The organism is Nonomuraea sp. NPDC050680 (assembly GCF_040654555.1).
Taxonomy (GTDB): Bacteria; Actinomycetota; Actinomycetes; order Streptosporangiales; family Streptosporangiaceae; genus Nonomuraea.
On the sequence record NZ_JBFAIF010000002.1, the window covers coordinates 1,051,322 to 1,070,003 of the forward strand.

At 70.1% G+C, this 18,682-nt stretch carries 17 protein-coding genes; 9 read left to right on the forward strand and 8 right to left on the reverse strand.

Annotation, left to right across the window (positions count from 1 at the left end; translation table 11 throughout):
* Nucleotides 1-18 precede the first annotated feature (18 nt).
* Together AB0H88_RS11075 and AB0H88_RS11080 are read left to right on the forward strand one after the other, a co-directional pair.
* Nucleotides 19-1,542 (forward strand): glucoamylase family protein, encoded by a 1,524-nt coding sequence (locus AB0H88_RS11075; protein ID WP_357643125.1) that lies wholly within the window; start codon nucleotides 19-21, stop codon nucleotides 1,540-1,542.
* Nucleotides 1,543-1,569: 27 nt separating this feature from the next.
* Nucleotides 1,570-3,372, forward strand: coding sequence for a hypothetical protein (locus AB0H88_RS11080; RefSeq protein ID WP_357643126.1), 1,803 nt, complete (start codon nucleotides 1,570-1,572; stop codon nucleotides 3,370-3,372).
* 113 nt (nucleotides 3,373-3,485) lie between these two features.
* Here AB0H88_RS11080 and AB0H88_RS11085 read toward each other — a convergent pair whose 3' ends face one another.
* The 5 genes from AB0H88_RS11085 to AB0H88_RS11105 all read right to left on the reverse strand — a co-directional run bounded on the left by AB0H88_RS11085 (nucleotide 3,486) and on the right by AB0H88_RS11105 (nucleotide 8,557).
* Nucleotides 3,486-3,941: a hypothetical protein gene (locus AB0H88_RS11085; RefSeq protein ID WP_357643127.1), complete on the reverse strand. Its 456-nt coding sequence runs from the start codon at nucleotides 3,939-3,941 to the stop codon at nucleotides 3,486-3,488.
* Nucleotides 3,942-4,132: 191 nt separating this feature from the next.
* Nucleotides 4,133-5,500, reverse strand: a complete 1,368-nt coding sequence (locus tag AB0H88_RS11090) for a cellulase family glycosylhydrolase (protein ID WP_357643128.1) — start codon at nucleotides 5,498-5,500, stop codon at nucleotides 4,133-4,135.
* 2 nt (nucleotides 5,501-5,502) lie between these two features.
* Nucleotides 5,503-6,321, reverse strand: a complete 819-nt coding sequence (locus AB0H88_RS11095) for a carbohydrate ABC transporter permease (RefSeq protein ID WP_357643129.1) — start codon at nucleotides 6,319-6,321, stop codon at nucleotides 5,503-5,505.
* The gene (locus tag AB0H88_RS11100) at nucleotides 6,318-7,280 is read right to left on the reverse strand and encodes a sugar ABC transporter permease (RefSeq protein WP_357643130.1); all 963 of its coding nucleotides are present in this window, start codon (nucleotides 7,278-7,280) and stop codon (nucleotides 6,318-6,320) included. The genes AB0H88_RS11095 and AB0H88_RS11100 overlap by 4 nt, the downstream gene beginning before the upstream one ends.
* Nucleotides 7,277-8,557: an extracellular solute-binding protein gene (locus AB0H88_RS11105; protein WP_357643131.1), complete on the reverse strand. Its 1,281-nt coding sequence runs from the start codon at nucleotides 8,555-8,557 to the stop codon at nucleotides 7,277-7,279. Before AB0H88_RS11105 ends, AB0H88_RS11100 begins: the two co-directional genes overlap by 4 nt.
* Before the next feature lie 147 nt (nucleotides 8,558-8,704).
* Here AB0H88_RS11105 and AB0H88_RS11110 point away from each other — a divergent pair, with 147 nt between their 5' ends.
* Nucleotides 8,705-9,727, forward strand: coding sequence for a LacI family DNA-binding transcriptional regulator (locus AB0H88_RS11110; RefSeq protein WP_357643132.1), 1,023 nt, complete (start codon nucleotides 8,705-8,707; stop codon nucleotides 9,725-9,727).
* Between the two features lie 118 nt (nucleotides 9,728-9,845).
* On the opposite strand, the gene AB0H88_RS11115 is transcribed toward AB0H88_RS11110, so the two are convergent.
* Entirely contained in the window at nucleotides 9,846-10,553 is a 708-nt protein-coding gene (locus AB0H88_RS11115) for a hypothetical protein (RefSeq protein WP_357643133.1), read from the reverse strand.
* Between the two features lie 257 nt (nucleotides 10,554-10,810).
* On the opposite strand from AB0H88_RS11115, the gene AB0H88_RS11120 reads away from it, so the two are divergent.
* Nucleotides 10,811-12,109 (forward strand): MFS transporter, encoded by a 1,299-nt coding sequence (locus AB0H88_RS11120; protein ID WP_357643134.1) that lies wholly within the window; start codon nucleotides 10,811-10,813, stop codon nucleotides 12,107-12,109.
* Nucleotides 12,110-12,161: 52 nt separating this feature from the next.
* Here the strand turns inward: AB0H88_RS11120 and AB0H88_RS11125 are convergent, their stop codons facing one another.
* Together AB0H88_RS11125 and AB0H88_RS11130 are read right to left on the reverse strand one after the other, a co-directional pair.
* Nucleotides 12,162-13,130 carry an SPFH domain-containing protein gene (locus AB0H88_RS11125; RefSeq protein WP_357643135.1) on the reverse strand — a complete coding sequence of 323 codons (969 nt, stop codon included), beginning with the start codon at nucleotides 13,128-13,130 and terminating at the stop codon, nucleotides 12,162-12,164.
* Between the two features lie 100 nt (nucleotides 13,131-13,230).
* Nucleotides 13,231-14,541 carry an MFS transporter gene (locus AB0H88_RS11130; protein WP_357643136.1) on the reverse strand — a complete coding sequence of 437 codons (1,311 nt, stop codon included), beginning with the start codon at nucleotides 14,539-14,541 and terminating at the stop codon, nucleotides 13,231-13,233.
* A gap of 85 nt (nucleotides 14,542-14,626) precedes the next feature.
* Here AB0H88_RS11130 and AB0H88_RS11135 point away from each other — a divergent pair, with 85 nt between their 5' ends.
* The 5 genes from AB0H88_RS11135 to AB0H88_RS11155 all read left to right on the forward strand — a co-directional run bounded on the left by AB0H88_RS11135 (nucleotide 14,627) and on the right by AB0H88_RS11155 (nucleotide 18,437).
* The gene (locus AB0H88_RS11135) at nucleotides 14,627-15,319 is read left to right on the forward strand and encodes a GntR family transcriptional regulator (protein WP_357643159.1); all 693 of its coding nucleotides are present in this window, start codon (nucleotides 14,627-14,629) and stop codon (nucleotides 15,317-15,319) included.
* Between the two features lie 71 nt (nucleotides 15,320-15,390).
* On the forward strand, nucleotides 15,391-15,753 hold the full coding sequence (locus tag AB0H88_RS11140) for a DUF2203 domain-containing protein (protein ID WP_357643137.1): 363 nt from the start codon (nucleotides 15,391-15,393) through the stop codon (nucleotides 15,751-15,753).
* 95 nt (nucleotides 15,754-15,848) lie between these two features.
* Nucleotides 15,849-16,850 carry a hypothetical protein gene (locus AB0H88_RS11145; RefSeq protein ID WP_357643138.1) on the forward strand — a complete coding sequence of 334 codons (1,002 nt, stop codon included), beginning with the start codon at nucleotides 15,849-15,851 and terminating at the stop codon, nucleotides 16,848-16,850.
* Nucleotides 16,851-16,855: 5 nt separating this feature from the next.
* Entirely contained in the window at nucleotides 16,856-17,830 is a 975-nt protein-coding gene (locus tag AB0H88_RS11150) for a hypothetical protein (protein WP_357643139.1), read from the forward strand.
* A 79-nt stretch (nucleotides 17,831-17,909) separates the two neighbouring features.
* The gene (locus AB0H88_RS11155; RefSeq protein WP_357643140.1) at nucleotides 17,910-18,437 is read left to right on the forward strand and encodes a CGNR zinc finger domain-containing protein; all 528 of its coding nucleotides are present in this window, start codon (nucleotides 17,910-17,912) and stop codon (nucleotides 18,435-18,437) included.
* Nucleotides 18,438-18,682: the final 245 nt, after the last annotated feature.

Genomic DNA, 18,682 nt, shown 5'->3' on the forward strand with positions numbered 1-18,682 from the left:
GAGTTGAGGAGCACCCCCATGCGTAAGACCGCCGTGATCGCCGGCCTGCTGGTGCTGGCCGCCGCCGTGCCCAGCCCGGCCAGCGCTTCGACAGGAAACAGCACGTTATATCAGTACGCGAAGGACACGTGGCGGTCGATGGCCGCCATGGTCGACCCCGCCACCGGCATCCCGTCCGACAAGGTCACCGGCGACCTGAAGACCAGGGCCAAGGTCACCTCGCCCACCAACATCGGCACCTATCTGTGGAGCACGCTCGCCGCCCGCGACCTGCGCGTCATCGGCTCCGGCGAGGCCACGGCCCGCGTCGGCAAGGTGCTCGACGCGCTGGAGCGGATGGACCGCGACACCCCGACGGGCCAGTACTACAACTGGTACGACCCGGCGACCCTCCAGCTCGTCCACACCTGGCCCGACAACGGCGACCCGGTGCGGCTGTTCGCCTCCAGCGTGGACAACGGCTGGCTGGCCACGGCCCTGATGATGGTCCGCAACGCCGTGCCCCGCTACTCGGCGCGGGCCTCGAAGCTGGTCACGTCCATGAACTTCACGTCGTACTACGACCCGGCCGCCCGCCCCGACGCGGGCACCGGACTGCTGCGCGGCGGCTTCTGGCCGGAGAAGCCGGAGGGCTGCTCGGTCGAGAGCGACTACGCCGGCACCGGCACCACGGTCTGGTCCACCTGCCACCACTACGGCGCGCCCGCCGAGACCCGCATCGGCCAGTACGTGGGCATCGCGCTCGGCCAGATCCCGGCCCAGAGCTACTTCGGCCCCTACCGGACCTTCCCCGACAACGGCTGCGACTTCGGCTGGCAGGACCAGAAGCCGGTCGGGGCGTGGAAGAGGTACCTGGGGGTCAACGTCTGGGAGGGCACGTACGGCTACCGCGGCATGCGGTTCGTCCCGAACTGGGGCGGCTCGATGTTCGAGGCGCTGATGCCGGACCTGGTCGTGCCCGAGGCGGCGTGGGCGCCCCGGAGCTGGGGCCGCAACCACCCGGTGTTCGTCAAGGCGCAGATCGAGCACGGCCTGCGCGAGGCGAAGTACGGCTACTGGGGCTTCTCGCCGTCCAACGACCCGCGCGGCGGCTACCGCGAGTACGGCGTGGACCCGCTCGGCATGGACACCCCGGGCTACACCTCCGACGAGGAGCGCACCAGCACCGATCCCGGCTACGAGGGCTGCCGCCCGGCCCAGCCGGAACCCGCCTCCTACGGCGAGGGAGTCGTCACCCCGCACGCCAGTTTCCTGGCTCTGCCGTACGCACGGGCCCAGGCGATGGATAACCTGGCCAAGATCCGCAAGAACTTCGACGCCTACGGGCCCGGCGGTTTCTACGACTCCGTCGCGGTCCGCTCGGGCGTCGTGTCGAAGTGGTACCTCGCGCTCGACCAGGGCATGGTCATGGCCGCCCTGGGCAACGTGCTCACCGGCGGCAGCCTGCACCGTTATTTCGGCGGCGCGGGCGTCGAGGCGAAACTCCGGCCGGTGATGGAAATCGAGGAGTGGGCCGTTCAGGAGGTCCCTCCCAGCAACTGAACCCTCCAACAGATCGGGGAATCCCAGATGAGTACGGCTGATGCCGCCCGCCGTGACTGGCGGGAACGCGTCCACCAGGCCTCAGGGCAGGCGGTTCCGGCCGCCGAGCTGAGCCTTCAGGCGCCGGCCGGGCTGCGCGCCGTCCCCGGCGCGGGCCATGTGACGCTGACGTGGGAACCCGTGCCGGAGGCGATCGGCTACCTGGTGCGCAGGGATGGCGTCGCGGTGTCGCAGCCCGACGTGGACGTGGCCGCCGTGCCCGCGTGCCGCTATGTCGACACGGGGCACGGCCCGGCGTCGTACACGGTCGCGGCGATCGCCTCCATGGAGACCGTCGGGCCCGTCTCGGAGGCGGTCCCGGCGGCTCCGCTGGCGGGCGGACCGGCGGCGGTCAGCGTCCGGGTCGACGCCGCCGCCGTGACCCGTGACCTGCCCCGGCCGTGGCGGTACATGATCGGCTCCGAGCACCTGTCGTACCTGCTGAGCAAGGACGAGACGGGCGGCCGGCCCATCGGCGAGGAGCTCACCGAGGCGCTGCGCGTCGTGCGCGCGGAGTTCGGGGTCGAGACGGTCCGCGCCCACGCCATTTTCGGCGACGACCTCGGGGTCTACAAGGAGGTCGACGGCCAGGCGGTCTACGACTTCGGCAAGGTCGACGAGGTCTACGACACGATCATGGCGCTCGGCCTGCGGCCGATCGTCGAGCTCGGCTACATGCCGCGCGACCTGGCCGCCGACCCGTCCAGGACGGTGTTCGGCTACGAGGCGATCGTCTCCCCGCCCAAGGACTTCGAGGCGTGGAGCGACCTGGTCAGAGCGCTGGTCGAGCACCTGGTCGACAGGTACGGGATCCAGGAGCTGATCGAGAACTGGGCCTTCGAGGTGTGGAACGAGGCCAACCTCGCCGTCTTCTGGACCGGCACGCCCGAGGAGTACTTCCTGCTCTACGACGTCAGCGCCGCCGCCGTGAAGAACGTGCACCCGTCGCTGCGGGTCGGCGGTCCCGCCTCGGCGGCCAACGGCTGGGTGGAGGAGCTGCTGGCGCACGTCGCCGAATCGGGCGCGGAGCTCGACTTCATCTCCACCCACACCTACGGCAACGCCCCGCTCGACTGGCGCCCGGCCCTGGCCAGGTACGGCAGGCCGGACACGCCCGTCTGGTGGACCGAGTGGGGCCCCACCCCGACCCACTTCCACGGCATCGGGGACGGGCCGTTCGGGGCCACGTTCCTGCTGCACGGCATGAAGTCGGCGGCGGGCCGGCTGGCCGCCGTGTCGCACTGGGTGGCCTCGGACCACTTCGAGGAGCTGGGGCGGCCGCCACGGCTCTTCCACGGCGGTTTCGGCCTGCTGACGGTCGGCAACCTGCGCAAGCCCCGCTTCCACGCGCTCACCCTGGCCACCCGCCTGGGCGACGCCGAGCTGGCGACCGTGGTCGAAGGTGACGCCGGCGGGGTCGAGGTCTGGGCGGCGCGGCACGCGGACGGGCGCGTCGGGGTGCTGGCCTGGAACGGCACCCTCAACCAGGCGCAGGCCGACGGGGCCCCCGAGCTGTCGCGCGCGGTCTCTTTAACGGTCGCGGGCCTCGACGGGGACTACACGCTCACCCACCACCGCGTCGACGAGTGGCACTCCAACATCGGGGCGGTCTGGCGGGCGATGGGCGGTGGCGACTGGCCCCTGGAGCATCAGTGGGACAAGCTGCGCTCGGACAACACCCTGGACGAGCTGACCCCGGCGGCCGTGGTCACGGCCGAGGGCGGTGGGGTGACGGTGGACTTCAACCTGCCGATGCCGGGCGTGTCGTTCGTCGAACTGACCCCGCGCTGACGCCCGTACGTCTGAGGCCTGCACGTCTGAGGCCTGCACGTCTGGCCTGCACGTCTGGCGCCCGTACGTGTGGTGCCCGTGCCTCTGGCCGCTGCCGCTGCCGTCGGACGGGGTCAGAGGTAGGGGCGCGTGACGGAGACCAGGTCGGCGGCGGCGTCGCGAGTGCCGACGTAGACGGCCGCATCGGGGGTGCGCTCCCGCACGTCGCGGTCGCGGATCGCGAACACGGCGGGCGCCGCCCCCACGTCGCCGTAGCGGGAGGCGACGGCGGCGTCGATCGCCCGGCGCGCGTCGGCCACCACATCGCGCGAGGTGTGCCCGGTCCCGGAGGCGGCCAGGTAGCCGAGCAGCGCCGCGAACCTGGGCTCGCCCTCGGCCGCGGGCCGCTGCCGGGGCAGCACCGGGCGGTCGAGCCAGAACACCTTGCCCGCCAGGAACGCGGCGTAGCTCACGTCGTCATGGTCGAGCGTCCGCGCCGTCTCTGCCAGCAACTCCCCGAACTCGGCCAGGTCCGCCTGCGGCGGCAGGTCCGTGGTGACGAACAGGGGCACGATCAGCGAGTCCAGCATGTGGGTATCCCTCCGTGAGGAGCCTCATCGTAGGGTGCGCCACCGACAATCCCGCGTGACGCCACAGCCGTGTCGCCAGAAGAAGACAGCGCGCCGGAACGCCACGCCGGACGACCGCGCCGGAACGCCACGCCGGACGGCCGCGCCGGAACGCCACGCCGGACGGCCGCGCCGGAACACAGCGTCGCGAGTTACTCCCCCAGGTTCGCGGCCAGCAGGTCGAGCAGTGGCTGCCGCCGTACGCACCGCTCCAGCGCGAAGGAGTCGGCCAGCTCCACCACGTCGTCGTCGGACAGCCCCCTGAACAGCTCGGCGTACTCGGGCAGCATCGCCTGCGCGATGAGGATGTGCCTGATCAGGTCGTCGGCCTGGTAACGCGCCCCCCACGGATAAGGAGCCCAGCCGGGGGCCTCGGTGTCGAGCAGCGTGTGCAGCGGCGCCAGGACGTCGGCCGACTCCTCCATGGTGGAGCCCCACCGGTCCGCGCCGAGCCGCCGCTTCTTGCCGATGAACGCCCCGAACCTGTCGAGGTACGGCCCCGCCGCGTGGACCAGCCCCTGCAGCCCCACGTCCTTGTACGTCCACAGCGACCAGCCGGCCCCCTGCTCGTCGTAGATGTCGAGCTGGTCGCGCAGGATCCGGTAGCGCTGCTCGTCGATCTCGGGACGACCGGTGTAGACGGGCCCGAACTCACCCACCCACAGCGGCGTCCCCGTCTCGCGCTGGAACCGGGACCGCTCCTGGAAGGTCCGCTCCAACTCGCTCCGGTCGCACCACTCGCCGCGGGTGTAGCCGGGGTACGGCCCGCCGTGCGCGAACCCGGCCAGGGCGTAGTCGTGGCAGACGAAGACCGTGTTCCCGTACACCTCCCGGAAGATCGAGAAGTCCGTGGCGTAGGTGTTGCCGTCGAGGAACAGCACATGCCGCGGATCGGCGGCGCGCATCGCCTTGACCAGCCGGTCGTAGAACGGGCCGACCACCTTGCCGCTCGGATCGCCGGGCTCGTTGACCGGGTTGTACCCGGCCACCCACGGATGCTCACGGTAGCGGTCGGCGATGGCCTCCCACAGGTGGATGGCCCGATCCTGGAAGTGGCGATGGTTCCAGAACGCGGCGACGTGGGTGGGATTGTCGGAGTGCCAGTGCTGGTTCTGCGCGCCGGGCAGGGCGTGCAGGCCGATGACGCTGTACACGCCGTACGAGCCGAGCAGGTCGACCACCCGGTCGAGGTGGCGGAAGCCGTGCTCGATGATCTCGAAGGGCCGCTGGTCGGACTCCAGACGGCGGTAGTTGACCGGGATGCGCACGCAGTTCACCCCCAGGCCGGCCAGCAGCGCCGCGTCCTGTTCGGTGAAGAACGAGGTCAGCAGCCGCTCGAAGAACAGCTCCGCCCGATCCTCGCCCAGCACCCCCTGTACGGCCTCGCGCATCGCCGTCTCGTTGGCGGGATAGCCGGTGATGAAGTTCTCCATGTTCAGCCAGCCCCCGAGTCCCACTCCGCGTAGCCGTACCGGAGTGGAGTCGGCGGTGACGAGCCGGCTTCCGGACACCTGCAGCATGTTCACCCTTTCGTGGCACCAGCGGTGAGGCCACCGATCAGGTGGCGTTCGGCGATGGCGTAGAACCCGAGCGCGGGCACCATGGCCAGGACGAGGTAGGCGAGGATCCGGGCGGTGTCGGTGCTGTACTGGCCCTGGAACTGCTGGATGCCGAGCGGCAGCGTCCATCCGGACTCGTCGCTGAAGACGACCAGCGGCAGCATGAAGTTGTTCCAGCTCCCGACGATCGCCAGGACGGAGACGGTGGCCAGCGCGGGCCGGGCCATCGGCAGCAGGATGCGCCAGAAGAAGCCGAAGGCCGAGCAGCCGTCGATGGTGGCCGCCTCCTCGATCTCGCCGGGGATGCTCCTGAAGAAGCCGCGCAGGATGAGGATCGTCAGCGGCAGCCCGAAGGCGGCCTGTGTGAGGATCACGCCGAGCGGGCTGTCGAGCAGGCCGAACGTACGCAGCAGCACGAAGATCGGCAGGATCGCCACCGCGAACGGGAACATCAGCCCCATCGTGAACAGCGTGAACAGCACCTCCCTGCCGCGGAAGGCGAACCTGGCGAAGACGAAGGCGGCCAGCGCCGACAGCGCGACGACGAGCACGGTCGAGGCCAGGGCGATGAACGTGCTGTTCCACAGCTGCCGCCAGAACGAGCCCCCGGTGAGCACGTCGGTGTAGTTCGACGGGACCCACGGGTCGGGCAGGCCGAACGGGTTGACGGACAGCTGGGCGGTGCTCTTGAAGCCGCCGAGCAGCGCGTAGACGACCGGGATGAGGATGAACGCGCCGACGATCCACGCGATCACGTGCAGGGGCAGCGTCTGCCGTCTCATCGGCGGTCTCCCATCCTGGTGGTCGCGCCCTCGAGGTCGCGGCGCATCACGAAGCGCTGGTAGGCGAGGGCGAAGACGAGGCTGAGGGCGAACATCACCACGCTGATCGCGCTGGCGTAGCCGACCTGGGCACGCTTGAACCCGAACTCGAACATGGTGACGGCCATCGTCTCCGAGGAGTGCGAGGGCCCGCCCTGGGTGAGGATCCAGACCAGGTCGAACAGCTGGATCGTGTAGATGACCGACAGGAACACGCTGATCCTGATCGTCGGCCCCAGCAACGGCAGCGTGACGTGCCGGAAGACCCGCCACGGAGTGCCGCCGTCGATCTGGGCGGCCTCGATCAGCTCCTCGGGGATGTTCTGCCGTCCGGCCAGATAGATCATCATGTGGAAGCCGAAGTACTTCCACGTCATGACCAGGAAGAGCGACAACATGACCGTGTCAGGGTCGGCGAGCCAGTCCGAGTTCAGCCCGACCAGCCCCAGGATCCGGTTCGCCACCCCCGCGTCCGGCGACAGGATCAGCGAGAACAGCACGCCGGTGATCACTTCGGAGAGCACGTACGGCGCGAAGAACACCAGCCTGTACAGGGCACGACCGCGGATGCGCTGGTTGAGCAGCATGGCGATGCCCAGCGCGATGGGCAGCTGCACCGCGACGGTCAGGACGACGAGGACCACCAGGTGCCAGACGTCGTCCCGGAAGACCTCTGTGCCGAACAACCGGGTGAAGTTGTCCAGCCCGATGAAGGTGGTCGGCAGCCCGCCGAAGCCGTTCCACTTGAAGGCGCTGGCGTAGAAGGCGATGAGGATCGGCGCCACGACGAGCAGGAGGAACAGCACCAGCGCGGGCAGGACGAACAGCGCGATCGTCACCCAGCCGCGCCGCCGCCCCCGGGAGGGGGAGGCGGGGGCCGGGCGCGCGGGCGCCTCCGGCCCCCGGGTCAGCGTCGTCATTCGCTCTTGGCCACTTCCGTGATGGCGTCGACGACCTGCTGAGGCGTCTTGGTGCCGCCGATGAGCTGCGCCACGCTGTCGTTGACCTCCTGGCCGACCGCGGGCGGGTAGGCCTGGTCGAGGAAGAGCTGGAAGCCGGTGGCGGAGGCCAGCGACTGGGCCACCACCTTCAGGTTGGCGTCCTTGACCGCGCTCTCCTCACCCTTCAGTACGGGAAGCACCCCGCCGGACTCGACGGCCTTGGTGTGATTGCCCTTCTCGGTCATGAACTTCACGAACTCCACCGCCTCCGCGGGCGCGTCGGCGCCCACCGCGATGCCACCGCCGCCGCCGAACGCCTCGGTGATCGCGCCCTTGCCGCCCTCGACCATGGGGAAGGGGAAGAAGCCCAGGTTGTCGCCGAGCCCCTTGCCCGACGACGCCTGGACGCTCGGCGCCCATTGGCCCATCAGCTCCATCGCGGCCTTGCCGTTGGACATGGTCGCCGCCTGGCCGTCAGGGGTGCCGTAGCCGGCCCCGAGGAAGCCCTTCTGGAACGGCTGCAGGTCGGCCAGCGCCTTGAGCTGCTGGCCGGCGGCGACGAAGTCGGGCTTGGTGAAGTCGTGGTCCACCCCGGCCTGTTGCAGGGCGGGCAGCCCGCCGATGCGCATGGCCAGGTAGGCCCAGTAGTAGTGGCCGGGCCACTTCTCCTTGCCGGCCAGCGCGATCGGGGTGGTCCCCGAGGCCTTCAGCTTCTTGACGGCGTCCAGGAACTGCGTCCACGTGGCGGGCGGCGCGGTGATGCCCGCCTTGGCGAAGAGCTGCTTGTTGTACCAGAAACCGACCATCCCGATGTCGGTCGGCAGCGCGTACGTCTTGCCGTCGAACTGGTAGGCCGCCAGCGACGCCTTGGTGAAGTTACCCACGACGGGAGCGACGTCGGCGGTGATGTCCTTGACCAGACCCGCGTCGATCTGTTGCTTCAGGACGCCGCCGCCCCACGTGGCGAACAGGTCAGGCGCCTTGCCCGACTGCGTGAGTGTGGTGATCTTGGCCTTGTAGGCGTCGTTCTCCAGGACGGTGAGCTTCATGGTGACGTTGGGATGCGCGGCCTCGAACTCCTTGGCCCTGGTCGCCCAGAGTGTCTTCATCGGCTCGGTGGTCGACAAATGCCACCACTCGAGCGTCACCTTCGCGGCCGAGGCCGGCTTGCCGCTCCCCGCGGGCTCCGGGGTCCCGCCACCGCCGCAGCCGGCGAGGAGTAAGGCCGTGGCGACCAGTACGAGACTGCGCCTCATAGGGTTCCCTTCTCCACTGCTGAAAGTTTCGTAAAACCCCCGATATTTTCTTTGCCCGGAGCATAAGTAGCCTGTCTGTAATGCGTCAATAGCCATCGTGGAGGCGATCCCGACTCAGGACCGAAAGTTTCGGTTAGACTCCGGCTCATGCCAGCGAAGAGGCGGGTGACGATCGCCCTGATAGCCGAGGAGGCCGGGGTCTCGATCCCCACGGTGTCCAAGGTCATCAACGGCCGTCCCGAAGTGGCCCCGGAGACTCGCCACCGCATCGAACGGCTGCTGCACGAGCACGGCTACCAGCGGCGCACCAGCCAGGACGACACGCCCTCAGGTCTGGTGGACCTGGTGTTCGCCGAGATCGAGTCGCCGTGGGCGATGGAGATCGTCCGCGGCGCCGAGTCCGCGGCCCGCGACGCGGGAGCGAGCGTCGTCATGTCGGTCCTGCACACCCACGCGGGTCCAGGGAGAGACTGGCTGGACCGGCTGGCCTCGCGGCGGACGGACGGCGTGGTCGTCGTGGCCTCCAAGCTCTCGACCGGGGTCCAGGCGCAGCTGAGCGCCCGTTCACTGCCGTTCGTGGTGGTCGATCCGGAGGGCGAGCCGGCGCCGGGCGTGGTCTCGGTGGGCGCCACCAACTGGCACGGCGGCCTGGCGGCCACCCGTCACCTCCTGGAGCTTGGCCACCGCAGAGTCGGCGTGATCAGTGGGCCGGGCGACATGCTGTGCAGCCAGGCGCGTATCGACGGCTACCGGGCGGCGCTGGAGACCGCGGGCGTCGAGGTGGACCCCACACTGATCCGCAGAGGCACCTTCCTGGTCGAGTCCGGCCATGACCAGGGCCATGCCCTGCTCTCCCTGCCCGACCCGCCGACGGCGATCTTCGCGGGCAGCGACCTCATGGCCTTCGGCGTCTTCGAGGCGGCCCGCCAGCGCGGCCTGCGCGTACCCGAAGATCTGAGCGTCGTCGGCTTCGACGACCTGCCCCTGTCGAAGTCGGCCTGGCCCCCGCTCACCACGGTCCGCCAGCCGCTGCAGGAGATGGCCGCCCTGGCGACGCGCACGGTCCTGGCGATGAAGCGCGGGGAGGCCCCGGAGAGCCGGCGGGTGGAGCTGGCCACGGATCTCATCGTCCGCGAGAGCACGGCGGCGCTGGTCAAGCGCGAGGCTTGAGAGCCGACCACGCCGGTCGGCTCAGGTCGCGCGGCCCCAGCACGTGCCGGCAGCGGGCCGCGCCACTGCTGTACGTCCAGGCCGCCGTGGTTGGTCCGCGGCGGCCCGGACAGCGTTGTCAGGTCGCGAGCTGGCTGCCGTAGGCCCGCGCGACGAGCTCGGCCATCGCGCTGTGCGCGCCGAGTGCCTCGGAGTGTCCCGCGCGGACCGCCGTGGCGGCCTGCTCGACCACCTCCGCCGGAGCCTCGTGGCCGATCAGGCAGGGCGCGAGGGCCAGGCGCGTGGCGCCGGCGGCCCGCAGCCGTTCGGCCGCCACCGGCACGCCCGGATCGCTGTCGAGAGAGGCGGCGACCACGGGGAGCGTGAGCCGCGAGGCGAGCAGCACCGCGGTCGCCTGGACGGCGTGCACGGCCCGCTCGCCGCCGACCGTGCCCAGGATGATGGCGTCGACGGGGCTGGAGACGTTCAGCAGCCGGACCCGGTCGGCCCTGGCCAGGCCGCGCTCGGCCAGCCTGATGTGCAGCGCCTCGGCCAGCAGCGGGTGCGGGCCGAGCGCCTCCGTCACGACCGCGTTCGACCCGGCCGCCGCGACGGCCTTGCCGATCTCGGCGTAGACGATCGGATCGTCCCAGGTCAGCAGCGGCACCACGATCGATTCGCGCCCCGAGGGGAGCGAGTCGGCGAGATCGGTAACGCTGGTGAGGCGTACCTCGATCTGCGGGTTGTCGACGCGTACCACGGCCGCGATCTCCGCTGCCACGCCCGAGGTGCTGCCCGGCACCGCGAGGACGAGGACAGGGGCGTCCGGCGGCAGGGACGTGGGCACGGGACGGCGGTGTCGACCGCCTCCCGGCCGGGGGGAACGTTCACGTACAGGGAGGCTCACAGGCGCGCAGTTTATGCCTATAAAGGGACCTGTGTTCTGCGAAATGGCCGCGATTCAATCACAACGCCGGCCGTGTGACCGAGATCACATCGTGATAGCCACAAATCTTGACTTATACGGATAAAACGGCAAACTCAACAGCAACTAGAAACGCGTTCTAGAGCGACAGTCACGCACCGTCCCCCTAAGGACTGGGTATGAAGCCGTTCTATGTCCGCGAGTTGAGCGTGTACCCCGTCGGCCGCCGCCGTGTCTGGCTCCTGGCGATAGCCGTGCTGGCGAGTCTGATCGCCAACTTCGAGACGACGATCGCCACCATCTTGCCGTTGCTGCAGCGCGACCTGCACATGTCACTTGAGGTCTACGGGCTGATCGCGGCCGCGTCCGTACTGGTGGGCGGCTTGTCGGCGGCGTTCGGCGGCATCCTGTCCGACCGGTGGGGCCGGGTCACGATCCTGGTGCCCACGCTGACCGTCACCGCCGCCTGCAACTTCCTGCTCGCCACCGTCGACTCGGTCAGCGGGCTGTTCGTGGTCCGCTGCCTGATGCTGTTCATCGAGGGTGCCGGGATCACGATCACCGCGTCGCTCGTCCGTGACTTCTCGCCGCGCCTGGGCCGGGCGCAGGCGTTCGCGTTCTGGACCTGGGGGCCGGTCGGCGCCTCGTTCCTGGCCTCGTTCATCGCGGGCTTCACGCTGCCGATGTTCGGGAACGCCTGGCAGTCGCAGGCGATCATCATGGGCGTCGTCTCGCTGATCCTGTGCGCGGTCGTCATCTGGCAGATCGCCGAGCCGTCGGCGGCCCTGCGCGCCCAGGTCATGCGGCACGAGGAGGCGGTGGCCGCCGAGGAGAAGATCGATCCGGGCAAGGTACGGGAGTTGTTCCGGCACCCTCACCTCTGGGCCCACGTGCTCGGCAACACCGGCTGGCAGGTGCTCTACTGGACCTTCGCGATCTTCGGTCAGACGATCCTGTCCCATTCGTTCGGGATGGAGACCGCTGAGGCCAACCGCGTCGTCGCCCTGGGCATCCTGCTCAACGCGCTGGCCGTCATCGTGGTCGGCCGGATCTCCGACCGGTTGCACCTGCGCAAGCCGTTCACGGCCGTGGGCATCGTGCTGACGATCGCGGCGCTCGCCTACTTCATCGGCCTCATCGGCACGGGCGCCACGATCGGCGATGTCACGCTGGTCTACGCGGTCCTGTTCCTGGTCCTGGGCGTCGCCTACGTCCCCTGGATGGCGAACTTCTCCGAAGACGCCGAGGACGTCGACCCCCGGCTCCAGGGCGCGGCGCTGGGCCTGTGGGGCATGGTCGTCCGGGTCATGATCGTGGCGCTGCTGGTGATCTCGCCGATGGTGGTGACGGCCGGCGGATGGGGGGCCTGGCTGTGGGTGGCGCTGGCCGGCCAGGTGGTCTTCCTGCTCTCCCTCGCCGCCTTCAAGGGCTCCTGGCGCCGCCCCCGCGCCGACGAGTCACCGAAGGTCGCGGCCTGACGCCACCAGCCACAGGTACGGCACCGGCAACGCGAACAGGACACGTGCCGCCTCAGCGGGTCGGGACCACGATGGACTGCGGGTTCCCCGGGGCGTAGACGGTGATGCCCTGGGGGAGCGACTTGAGCTTGTCGATCTCGGCGCAGGCCGGGCACTTGTCGTAACCTTCCTGCCGGGCCTGGTTCGCGGCCGACTCGGCCTTGGCCTGGGCGACCCGGGCCTGGGCTTCGGAGACGGCGGCGTTGGCGGCCAGCGACCTGTCCACGGCCTGTTGCACCTCGGCCGGCAGCGTCACCTTGGCCAGGGTGAAGCGCAGGCCGGTGAAGAACTCGCCGCCCAGAGTCTGGGGCAGGTCCCTGGCCAGGGTGGCGTTGACGGCGTTCTGGACCCTGGTGATGTTCGTGTTGCTGTCCTGGGGCGGGGTCTTGGCGTCGCCGCTCTGGTCCTTGAGCGCGGTGCTCGCCAGCAGCGAGCACGAGGGGACGAGCTCGGCGCAGCGCATGGTGCCCAGCTGCCCGCGCAGCGCGTTGTCCACCACGGGCCGGACGGCCTGGCCGAAGAACGCCGCCCAGCCGTCGTCGCCCTCCCACGCGGCCCGCGATTCGTCGTTCTGGGCGCGGTACGTGCGCGTGCCGTACTTGTCGTCGAATCTCTTCAGCGTGTCGTGGTCGAGGTTGAGCGTGAAGTACAGGGTGCCCTCGATGCCCAGGTTCACGCCGTCGCTGCTCGGCACCGTCACCACGTCCACGCCGAGCGTGGTGGCCCGCTTGGCGTCGGCGGTGATCGTGTAGAAGCGCTGCTGGGCGGGATAGGGGTGGACGGAGGACCACATGCCCGTCCAGGTCAGGCCGGAGCCCGGGTCGATGACCTGGCGTACCTGGTTGTCGTCGAACCAGCCGCCGTCGCGGACGACGGCGATCTCGCCGCCTTCGGTGCTCTCCAGACCGCCGATCGCCCCGATGACGGTGGGGATCGCGAGCAGCGCGGCGAGTACAAAGATGATCGACAGGGTGATGCGCACGGAGACCTCCCGCGCGGGCGGCGGTGGCAGCCGCCGCCCGCGCCTTTCGCGGCAGGACTTGCGGAGGTACGGCCGGGGCTTCCGGCCGAAGGTAGGACGCTCAGGCTCGTTGCGGGACGTCGGTGGGGTCGGCGGCGATGTCCCGGTCGCGGGTCTCCGGCGCGATGGCCAGGCCGACGGCCGTGACGGCCAGCGCGGCCACCACGTAGAGGGAGACCGCCGTCGTGGTGCCGTACGTGGCGAACAGCTTCAGCGCGATGATCGGGGCCAGCGCGCCCCCGACGATCCCGGCGACCTGGTATCCCATGGACGCGCCGCTGTAGCGGAGCCTGGTGCTGAACAGCTCGGCGATGAAGGCGGCCTGCGGGCCGTACATCGCCGCGTGGGTGACGAGCGCGACGATCGCGGCCAGGGCGATCAGCGGGAAGGACTTGGTGTCGAGCAGCGGGAAGAAGACGAACACCCAGACCGCGGCGCCGAGCACGCCCGCGAAGTAGACGGGCCGCCTGCCGACCCGGTCCGACAGCGCGCCGAACAGCGGGATCAGCGCCAGTTGCAGCGCGGACCCGATCAACACCGCGTTGAGCCCCACCGAGCGCTCCAGCTTCAGCGGGCCGGTGAGGTAGACCAGGATGTAGGCGGTGAAGGTGTAGAAGGCCACGTCCACGCCGATGCGCGCGGTGAACGCCGACAGCAGGGCGCGCGGGTGCGTACGCAGCACCTCCAGTAGCGGCATCTTCGCCTTGGCGCCCTGCTGGGCCAGCTCCGTGAACAGCGGCGACTCCGTGACCTTCAGCCGGACCCAGAGCCCGACGAGCACGAGCACGCCCGACAGCAGGAACGGCACCCGCCAGCCCCACGACAGGAACGCCGCGTCCGACAGCGTGAACGACAGGATCGCCAGCGTCCCGGTGGCCAGCACGTATCCGGCGGGTACGCCCACCTGCGGCCAGCTGGCGTTGAAGCCGCGACGGCGGTCGTCGCCGTGCTCCAGCGACATGATGACCGCGCCGCCCCACTCGCCGCCCAGGCCCAGCCCCTGTACGAACCTGAGTGCGGCCAGCAGGACCGGCGCGAGCGCGCCGATGCTCTCGTAGCCGGGCAGCACGCCGATGAGGAACGTCGAGACGCCCATCACCAGCAGCGTCACGACCAGCACGGTCTTACGGCCGGCACGGTCGCCGAAGTGGCCGAACACGATTCCGCCGAGCGGCCTGGCCACGAACGCGACGGCGTTGGTCGTCAGGGCCAGCAGGGTCGCGTTGAGCGGGTCGAAGGTGGGGAAGAACAGCTTGCCGAAGACCAGCGTCGCCGCGGTCGTGTAGAGGAAGAAGTCGTACCACTCCAGAGAGGTGCCGATCAGGCTGGCGAGGATCACCCGCCGGGTCTGCCGCGTGGAGCCCGTCATCATCGCTCCTTCGATCAGGGAGTTCTTATCAACATAAGGATCGTTGAACAATTCGACAAGAGGTTTGTTGGATGATTTCCTGTTGACTGTGGACGACGCGGCGGACAGCCCCCTTGCGGATCTCGAACATGACCGGTCCAGGCTGGGCCGCACCAGCACTGCCGAGCGGGTGGCCGACATCCTGCGCGACCGGGTCACCGAGGGCTTCTTCGAGCCGGGTCAGCGCCTGTCCGAGGAGGCCATCGCGGACGCGCTCGGCGTGTCGCGCAACACGCTGCGCGAGGCGTTCCGGCTGCTCGGCCACGAGGGGCTGCTGGACCACCGGCTCAACAGGGGCGTGTTCGTGCGGATCCTGTCGGCCCAGGACGTCGCGGACCTTTATCGCGTACGCCGGGTGATCGAGGGCGCGGCCGTCCGGCGCCGCCCGAGCGGCCAGGAACTGGCCGTGATCAGGCAGGCCGTGGCCGACGCCGAGCGGGCCGCGGCCGACGACGACTGGCGCGGCGTGGGCACCGCCAACATCCGCTTCCACCAGGCGCTGGTGACGCTCAACCAGAGCCCCCGGCTCGACGAGACCATGCGCCAGCTCCTGGCCGAGCTGCGGCTCGTCTTCCACGTCATGAAGAATCCGCGCGCGTTCCACGAGCCGTTCGTCACCCGCAACCGCAAGCTCCTCGAGCTCCTCGAAGCCGACCGGCCGGACGAGGCCGCCGCCTTCCTCGACGCCTACCTCGACGACGCCGAGCAGCTGCTCGTGCGCGCCTACGCGCCCAACCGGTGAGGGCGCCGAGCGCCTACGCGCCCATCCGGTGGCGTTCGCCGGATCCCTGGCCCACCCGATAGCGTTCGGGCATGGCCAGGACTTTCACCCTCGACGAGGCGCGCTCGCTCATGCCGTCGGTCATCGACACCGCCGGCGAGCTGATCGCCGCCCGCGCCGACCTGGCCGAGATCGCCTTCGACCGCGAGAGCGCCGGCGTGTCCGCGCTGGGCGGCCTCCCCGAGATGAAGGCGATCGAGGCGCGCATCGAGGAGATCCTGAGCACCTGGACCGGGCAGGGCATCGAGGTGAAGGGGATCGCGCCGGTCCTCGTCGACTTTCCCGCCGTGCTCGACGGGGTGTCCGTACGCCTGTGCTGGATCGAGGGCGAGAGCGAACTGGCCTGGTATCACCGCACGGATCTGGGCTTCGCGGGCCGCCGCCCGCTGAGCTGAACACCTGTCCGGGCGGGCACAGGAATGTGTCTCACCTGTGATCAACCCGTTTCGCTCGGCCGGTATCTAACCGGACGAGTGAAGGGAACACCACCATGAGGCACACCTCAGCGACCGCCGCCCTCCTCGCGACGGCGGTCATCGGCGGGCTGGGGATCACTCCCCCCGCCGCGCACGCCCAAGCAGGCCCTTCCCAGGTCCGGGCGGCCTGGATCAAGACCTGCACCGACAAGAAGAACGACACCACCTACCCCTGCGGCCACTGGCAGCTGATCACGCGTGACGGCGGGAAACTCACCGTCAAGGACGCAGCCGCCACCGAGATCGACGGCAAGGGCAGGAAGCTCGACGACCCCGGCCTGTTCGCCATCAGCGGCGACGGCCGCGTGATCGCCTACGAGCGGGCCCGCGACCACCGCATCGTCGTACGGCAGGCGGCGGGCGGACCGGTCAAGGTGCTGGCGGCGTCCTTGGTGCCCAAGCGGTACGGGACGAGCCCGCTCAGCCTGTACCTGTCGCCCCAGGGGGAAAAGCTGCTGGTCGACTCCACCGACGACAAGGAGCGCGTCCCCGCCAAGGTGGTCACGATCGCTACCGGCAAGATCGTCGAGCTGCCCGCCAAGGACTCGATGAGCGGCTTCAGCGGCGACGGGGGCGAGGTACTGGCCCAGCGCTTCAGGAGCGACAACACCTCCGCGCTGATCGCGTACCGGGCCGACGGCACCTCGATCAAGCGCACGCCGTCGCAGGTCGTGGCGAACTCCGCCATCACCGCGCTGGCCGCGGACGGCAAGACCGTCGCGGTGATCATCGCCGGTGACGAGGAGGCCAAGAAGGCCCCTCGGCTGCGGATCTACGACCTGGAGACCGGGGACCTCTCCGCGGGCGTGGATCTGGCGCTGAAGCCGGCGCAGACGCCGTACCTCGCCCGGTGGAGCGCGGACGGGCGGCTCACGGTGCTCGTGCAGACAGGTGACGAAGGCTCGACGGCGGTGGTACGGGAGTTCACCGTCGACACGAAGAGCGGCGCCGCCACGCAGACGGACAAGTACTCGATCAGCAAGACCAGGTACGCCTTCAGAGTGGCAGGGGAGTGACGACCATGAAGATCAGGATCGCCGTGGCGATCGCGGCAGGGCTGGCCGCCCTGGTGACCGCACCTCAGGCCGCCCAGGCCATGCCACACGACCACCACGACGGCATCCGCTACGCCTCGGTCAAGGGCTGCACGGTCAAGGGCGAGCAGCGGCCGTGCGGCGAGTGGCGGCTGATGATGCACAGCGGGGAGAAGGGCTCCCTGCCCGACGCCGAGACCATCGCCCGCGAAGCGAACGGCAAGTCCTCGCACACCCAGGTCGCGCCCATCGCCGTCAGCGGTAATGGCCGGCGCGTCGCGTACTTCACCAAGTCCGGGCGGCTGGCCGTACGGACCATGGGGGGCGGGGTGAAGCTCTTCGCCAAGGACGCGCTGCCACGCGTGGCCCAGTACGACGTGACGTTCCAGCTCTCCGACGACGGCGGCCGGCTCGCGGCCGTCTTCGCCACCAACAAGGCGGTGAAGACGCGGATCTTCGACACGGCCACCGGCGCCCTGCTCGGCTCGACGCCCGGCCACCAGACGCTGCTCGGCTTCAGCGCCGACGGCGGCGAACTGCTGACCGAGGTCTCCGCCGACGAGTCCGTCACGGACCTGATCGCCTACGGCGAGTCCGGCGAGCAGCTGTACCGGGTCACGCCGCCGCAGATCGTCGCCTCGAACTCCCCGTCGGCCCTGGCGGCCGACGGCCGGACGACCGCGAACGTCGTCATGGGCGGCGCCAAGTCCCGGCTCGTCCTGTACGACATGCAGAACGACCAGGTCATCGCCAAGCGGAAGGTCAAGCTGCCGGCCGGCGACCTCCACATGATCGACTGGACCGGCGAGCGGCAGGTCACGCTGCACCTCGTGCAGTACCCCGACGGCAAGGCGAACAAGATGACGATCGTCCAGATCGACACCGACTCCGGGGCCGTCAAGGTCCGGGATCACTACTCGCTCCTGAAGGACAGCTACGTCTTCGCGGCCTGCGGCGGCTGAGCTCTCGTCAGGTTCGACGCGGTACGGCGGGGCTGGGGGAGCCCCGCCGTTTCCGTGTCTTCGGGCATACGCTGCTGGCGTGGCGGTTCACTCGACCAAAGCGATGGCGGCTCGAGCCGTGGACCTGTGCGTCGCGCTGCTGCACGAGGAGCCGTCGGCGGAGTCGGTCGCGCGCGTGCTGCGCGACCACGGCGAAACCGGCGACCTGGACCTGGGCGAGGCCGACCTGGCGGCGATGCGGGCGGCGGCGGAGCGGCTGGTCACCGTCTTCGCCGCGGCCGGCCCCGACGTGGCGGCCGCCCGGCTGAACGATCTTCTGGCGACGGCCGCGTGGGCGCCCCGCCTGACGAACCACGGGGCCACGACTCCGTGGCACCTGCACGTGGACGGCGACGACTACGCGCCGTGGGGGGAGTGGTTCCTGGCCTCGTCGGCCCTGGCGCTGGCCGTCCTGCTGGCCGATCACCAGCGCGTGCCGGGCGGGCTGTGCGCCTCCATCACCTGCCGCCGGCCGTACCTGGACCTGGGGGGCGGCAGCCCGCGGCGCTGCTGCAGCACCCGCTGCGCCACCCGCGAACGCGTCGCCGCCCACCGCGGCCGCACCTGACCGCCCTCAGCGGCAACCGGGCACATCGGTCACCGATCCGGTAGCAAGCGCCACAAAAGGGCAGCGCGGTAACAGGCGTGACGGGCGGGGATACCCGATACTGGAGCCGTGGGGATCGGCGGCCTGCGTGGCCGCCCCGGTCTGTACGGGCTGCGTGCCGTACAGACCGGGCGGGTGGGACGACGAGCCGTGGGGGCGGGCGGGGCGGGCGCGGGCGGGCCGGCGGGCGGGCGAAAAACAAAAAT

Excerpts from the sequence above, each read along its gene's own strand:
- AB0H88_RS11080 (WP_357643126.1), top strand. The coding sequence starts at position 1,570 with ATGAGTACGGCTGATGCCGCCCGCCGTGACTGGCGGGAACGCGTCCAC.
- AB0H88_RS11120 (WP_357643134.1), top strand. The coding sequence starts at position 10,811 with ATGAAGCCGTTCTATGTCCGCGAGTTGAGCGTGTACCCCGTCGGCCGC.
- AB0H88_RS11130 (WP_357643136.1), bottom strand. The coding sequence starts at position 14,541 with ATGATGACGGGCTCCACGCGGCAGACCCGGCGGGTGATCCTCGCCAGC.
- AB0H88_RS11105 (WP_357643131.1), bottom strand. The coding sequence starts at position 8,557 with ATGAGGCGCAGTCTCGTACTGGTCGCCACGGCCTTACTCCTCGCCGGC.
- AB0H88_RS11100 (WP_357643130.1), bottom strand. The coding sequence starts at position 7,280 with ATGACGACGCTGACCCGGGGGCCGGAGGCGCCCGCGCGCCCGGCCCCC.
- AB0H88_RS11110 (WP_357643132.1), top strand. The coding sequence starts at position 8,705 with ATGCCAGCGAAGAGGCGGGTGACGATCGCCCTGATAGCCGAGGAGGCC.
- AB0H88_RS11150 (WP_357643139.1), top strand. The coding sequence starts at position 16,856 with ATGAAGATCAGGATCGCCGTGGCGATCGCGGCAGGGCTGGCCGCCCTG.
- AB0H88_RS11145 (WP_357643138.1), top strand. The coding sequence starts at position 15,849 with ATGAGGCACACCTCAGCGACCGCCGCCCTCCTCGCGACGGCGGTCATC.
- AB0H88_RS11140 (WP_357643137.1), top strand. The coding sequence starts at position 15,391 with ATGGCCAGGACTTTCACCCTCGACGAGGCGCGCTCGCTCATGCCGTCG.
- AB0H88_RS11090 (WP_357643128.1), bottom strand. The coding sequence starts at position 5,500 with ATGCTGCAGGTGTCCGGAAGCCGGCTCGTCACCGCCGACTCCACTCCG.
- AB0H88_RS11075 (WP_357643125.1), top strand. The coding sequence starts at position 19 with ATGCGTAAGACCGCCGTGATCGCCGGCCTGCTGGTGCTGGCCGCCGCC.
- AB0H88_RS11095 (WP_357643129.1), bottom strand. The coding sequence starts at position 6,321 with ATGAGACGGCAGACGCTGCCCCTGCACGTGATCGCGTGGATCGTCGGC.
- AB0H88_RS11085 (WP_357643127.1), bottom strand. The coding sequence starts at position 3,941 with ATGCTGGACTCGCTGATCGTGCCCCTGTTCGTCACCACGGACCTGCCG.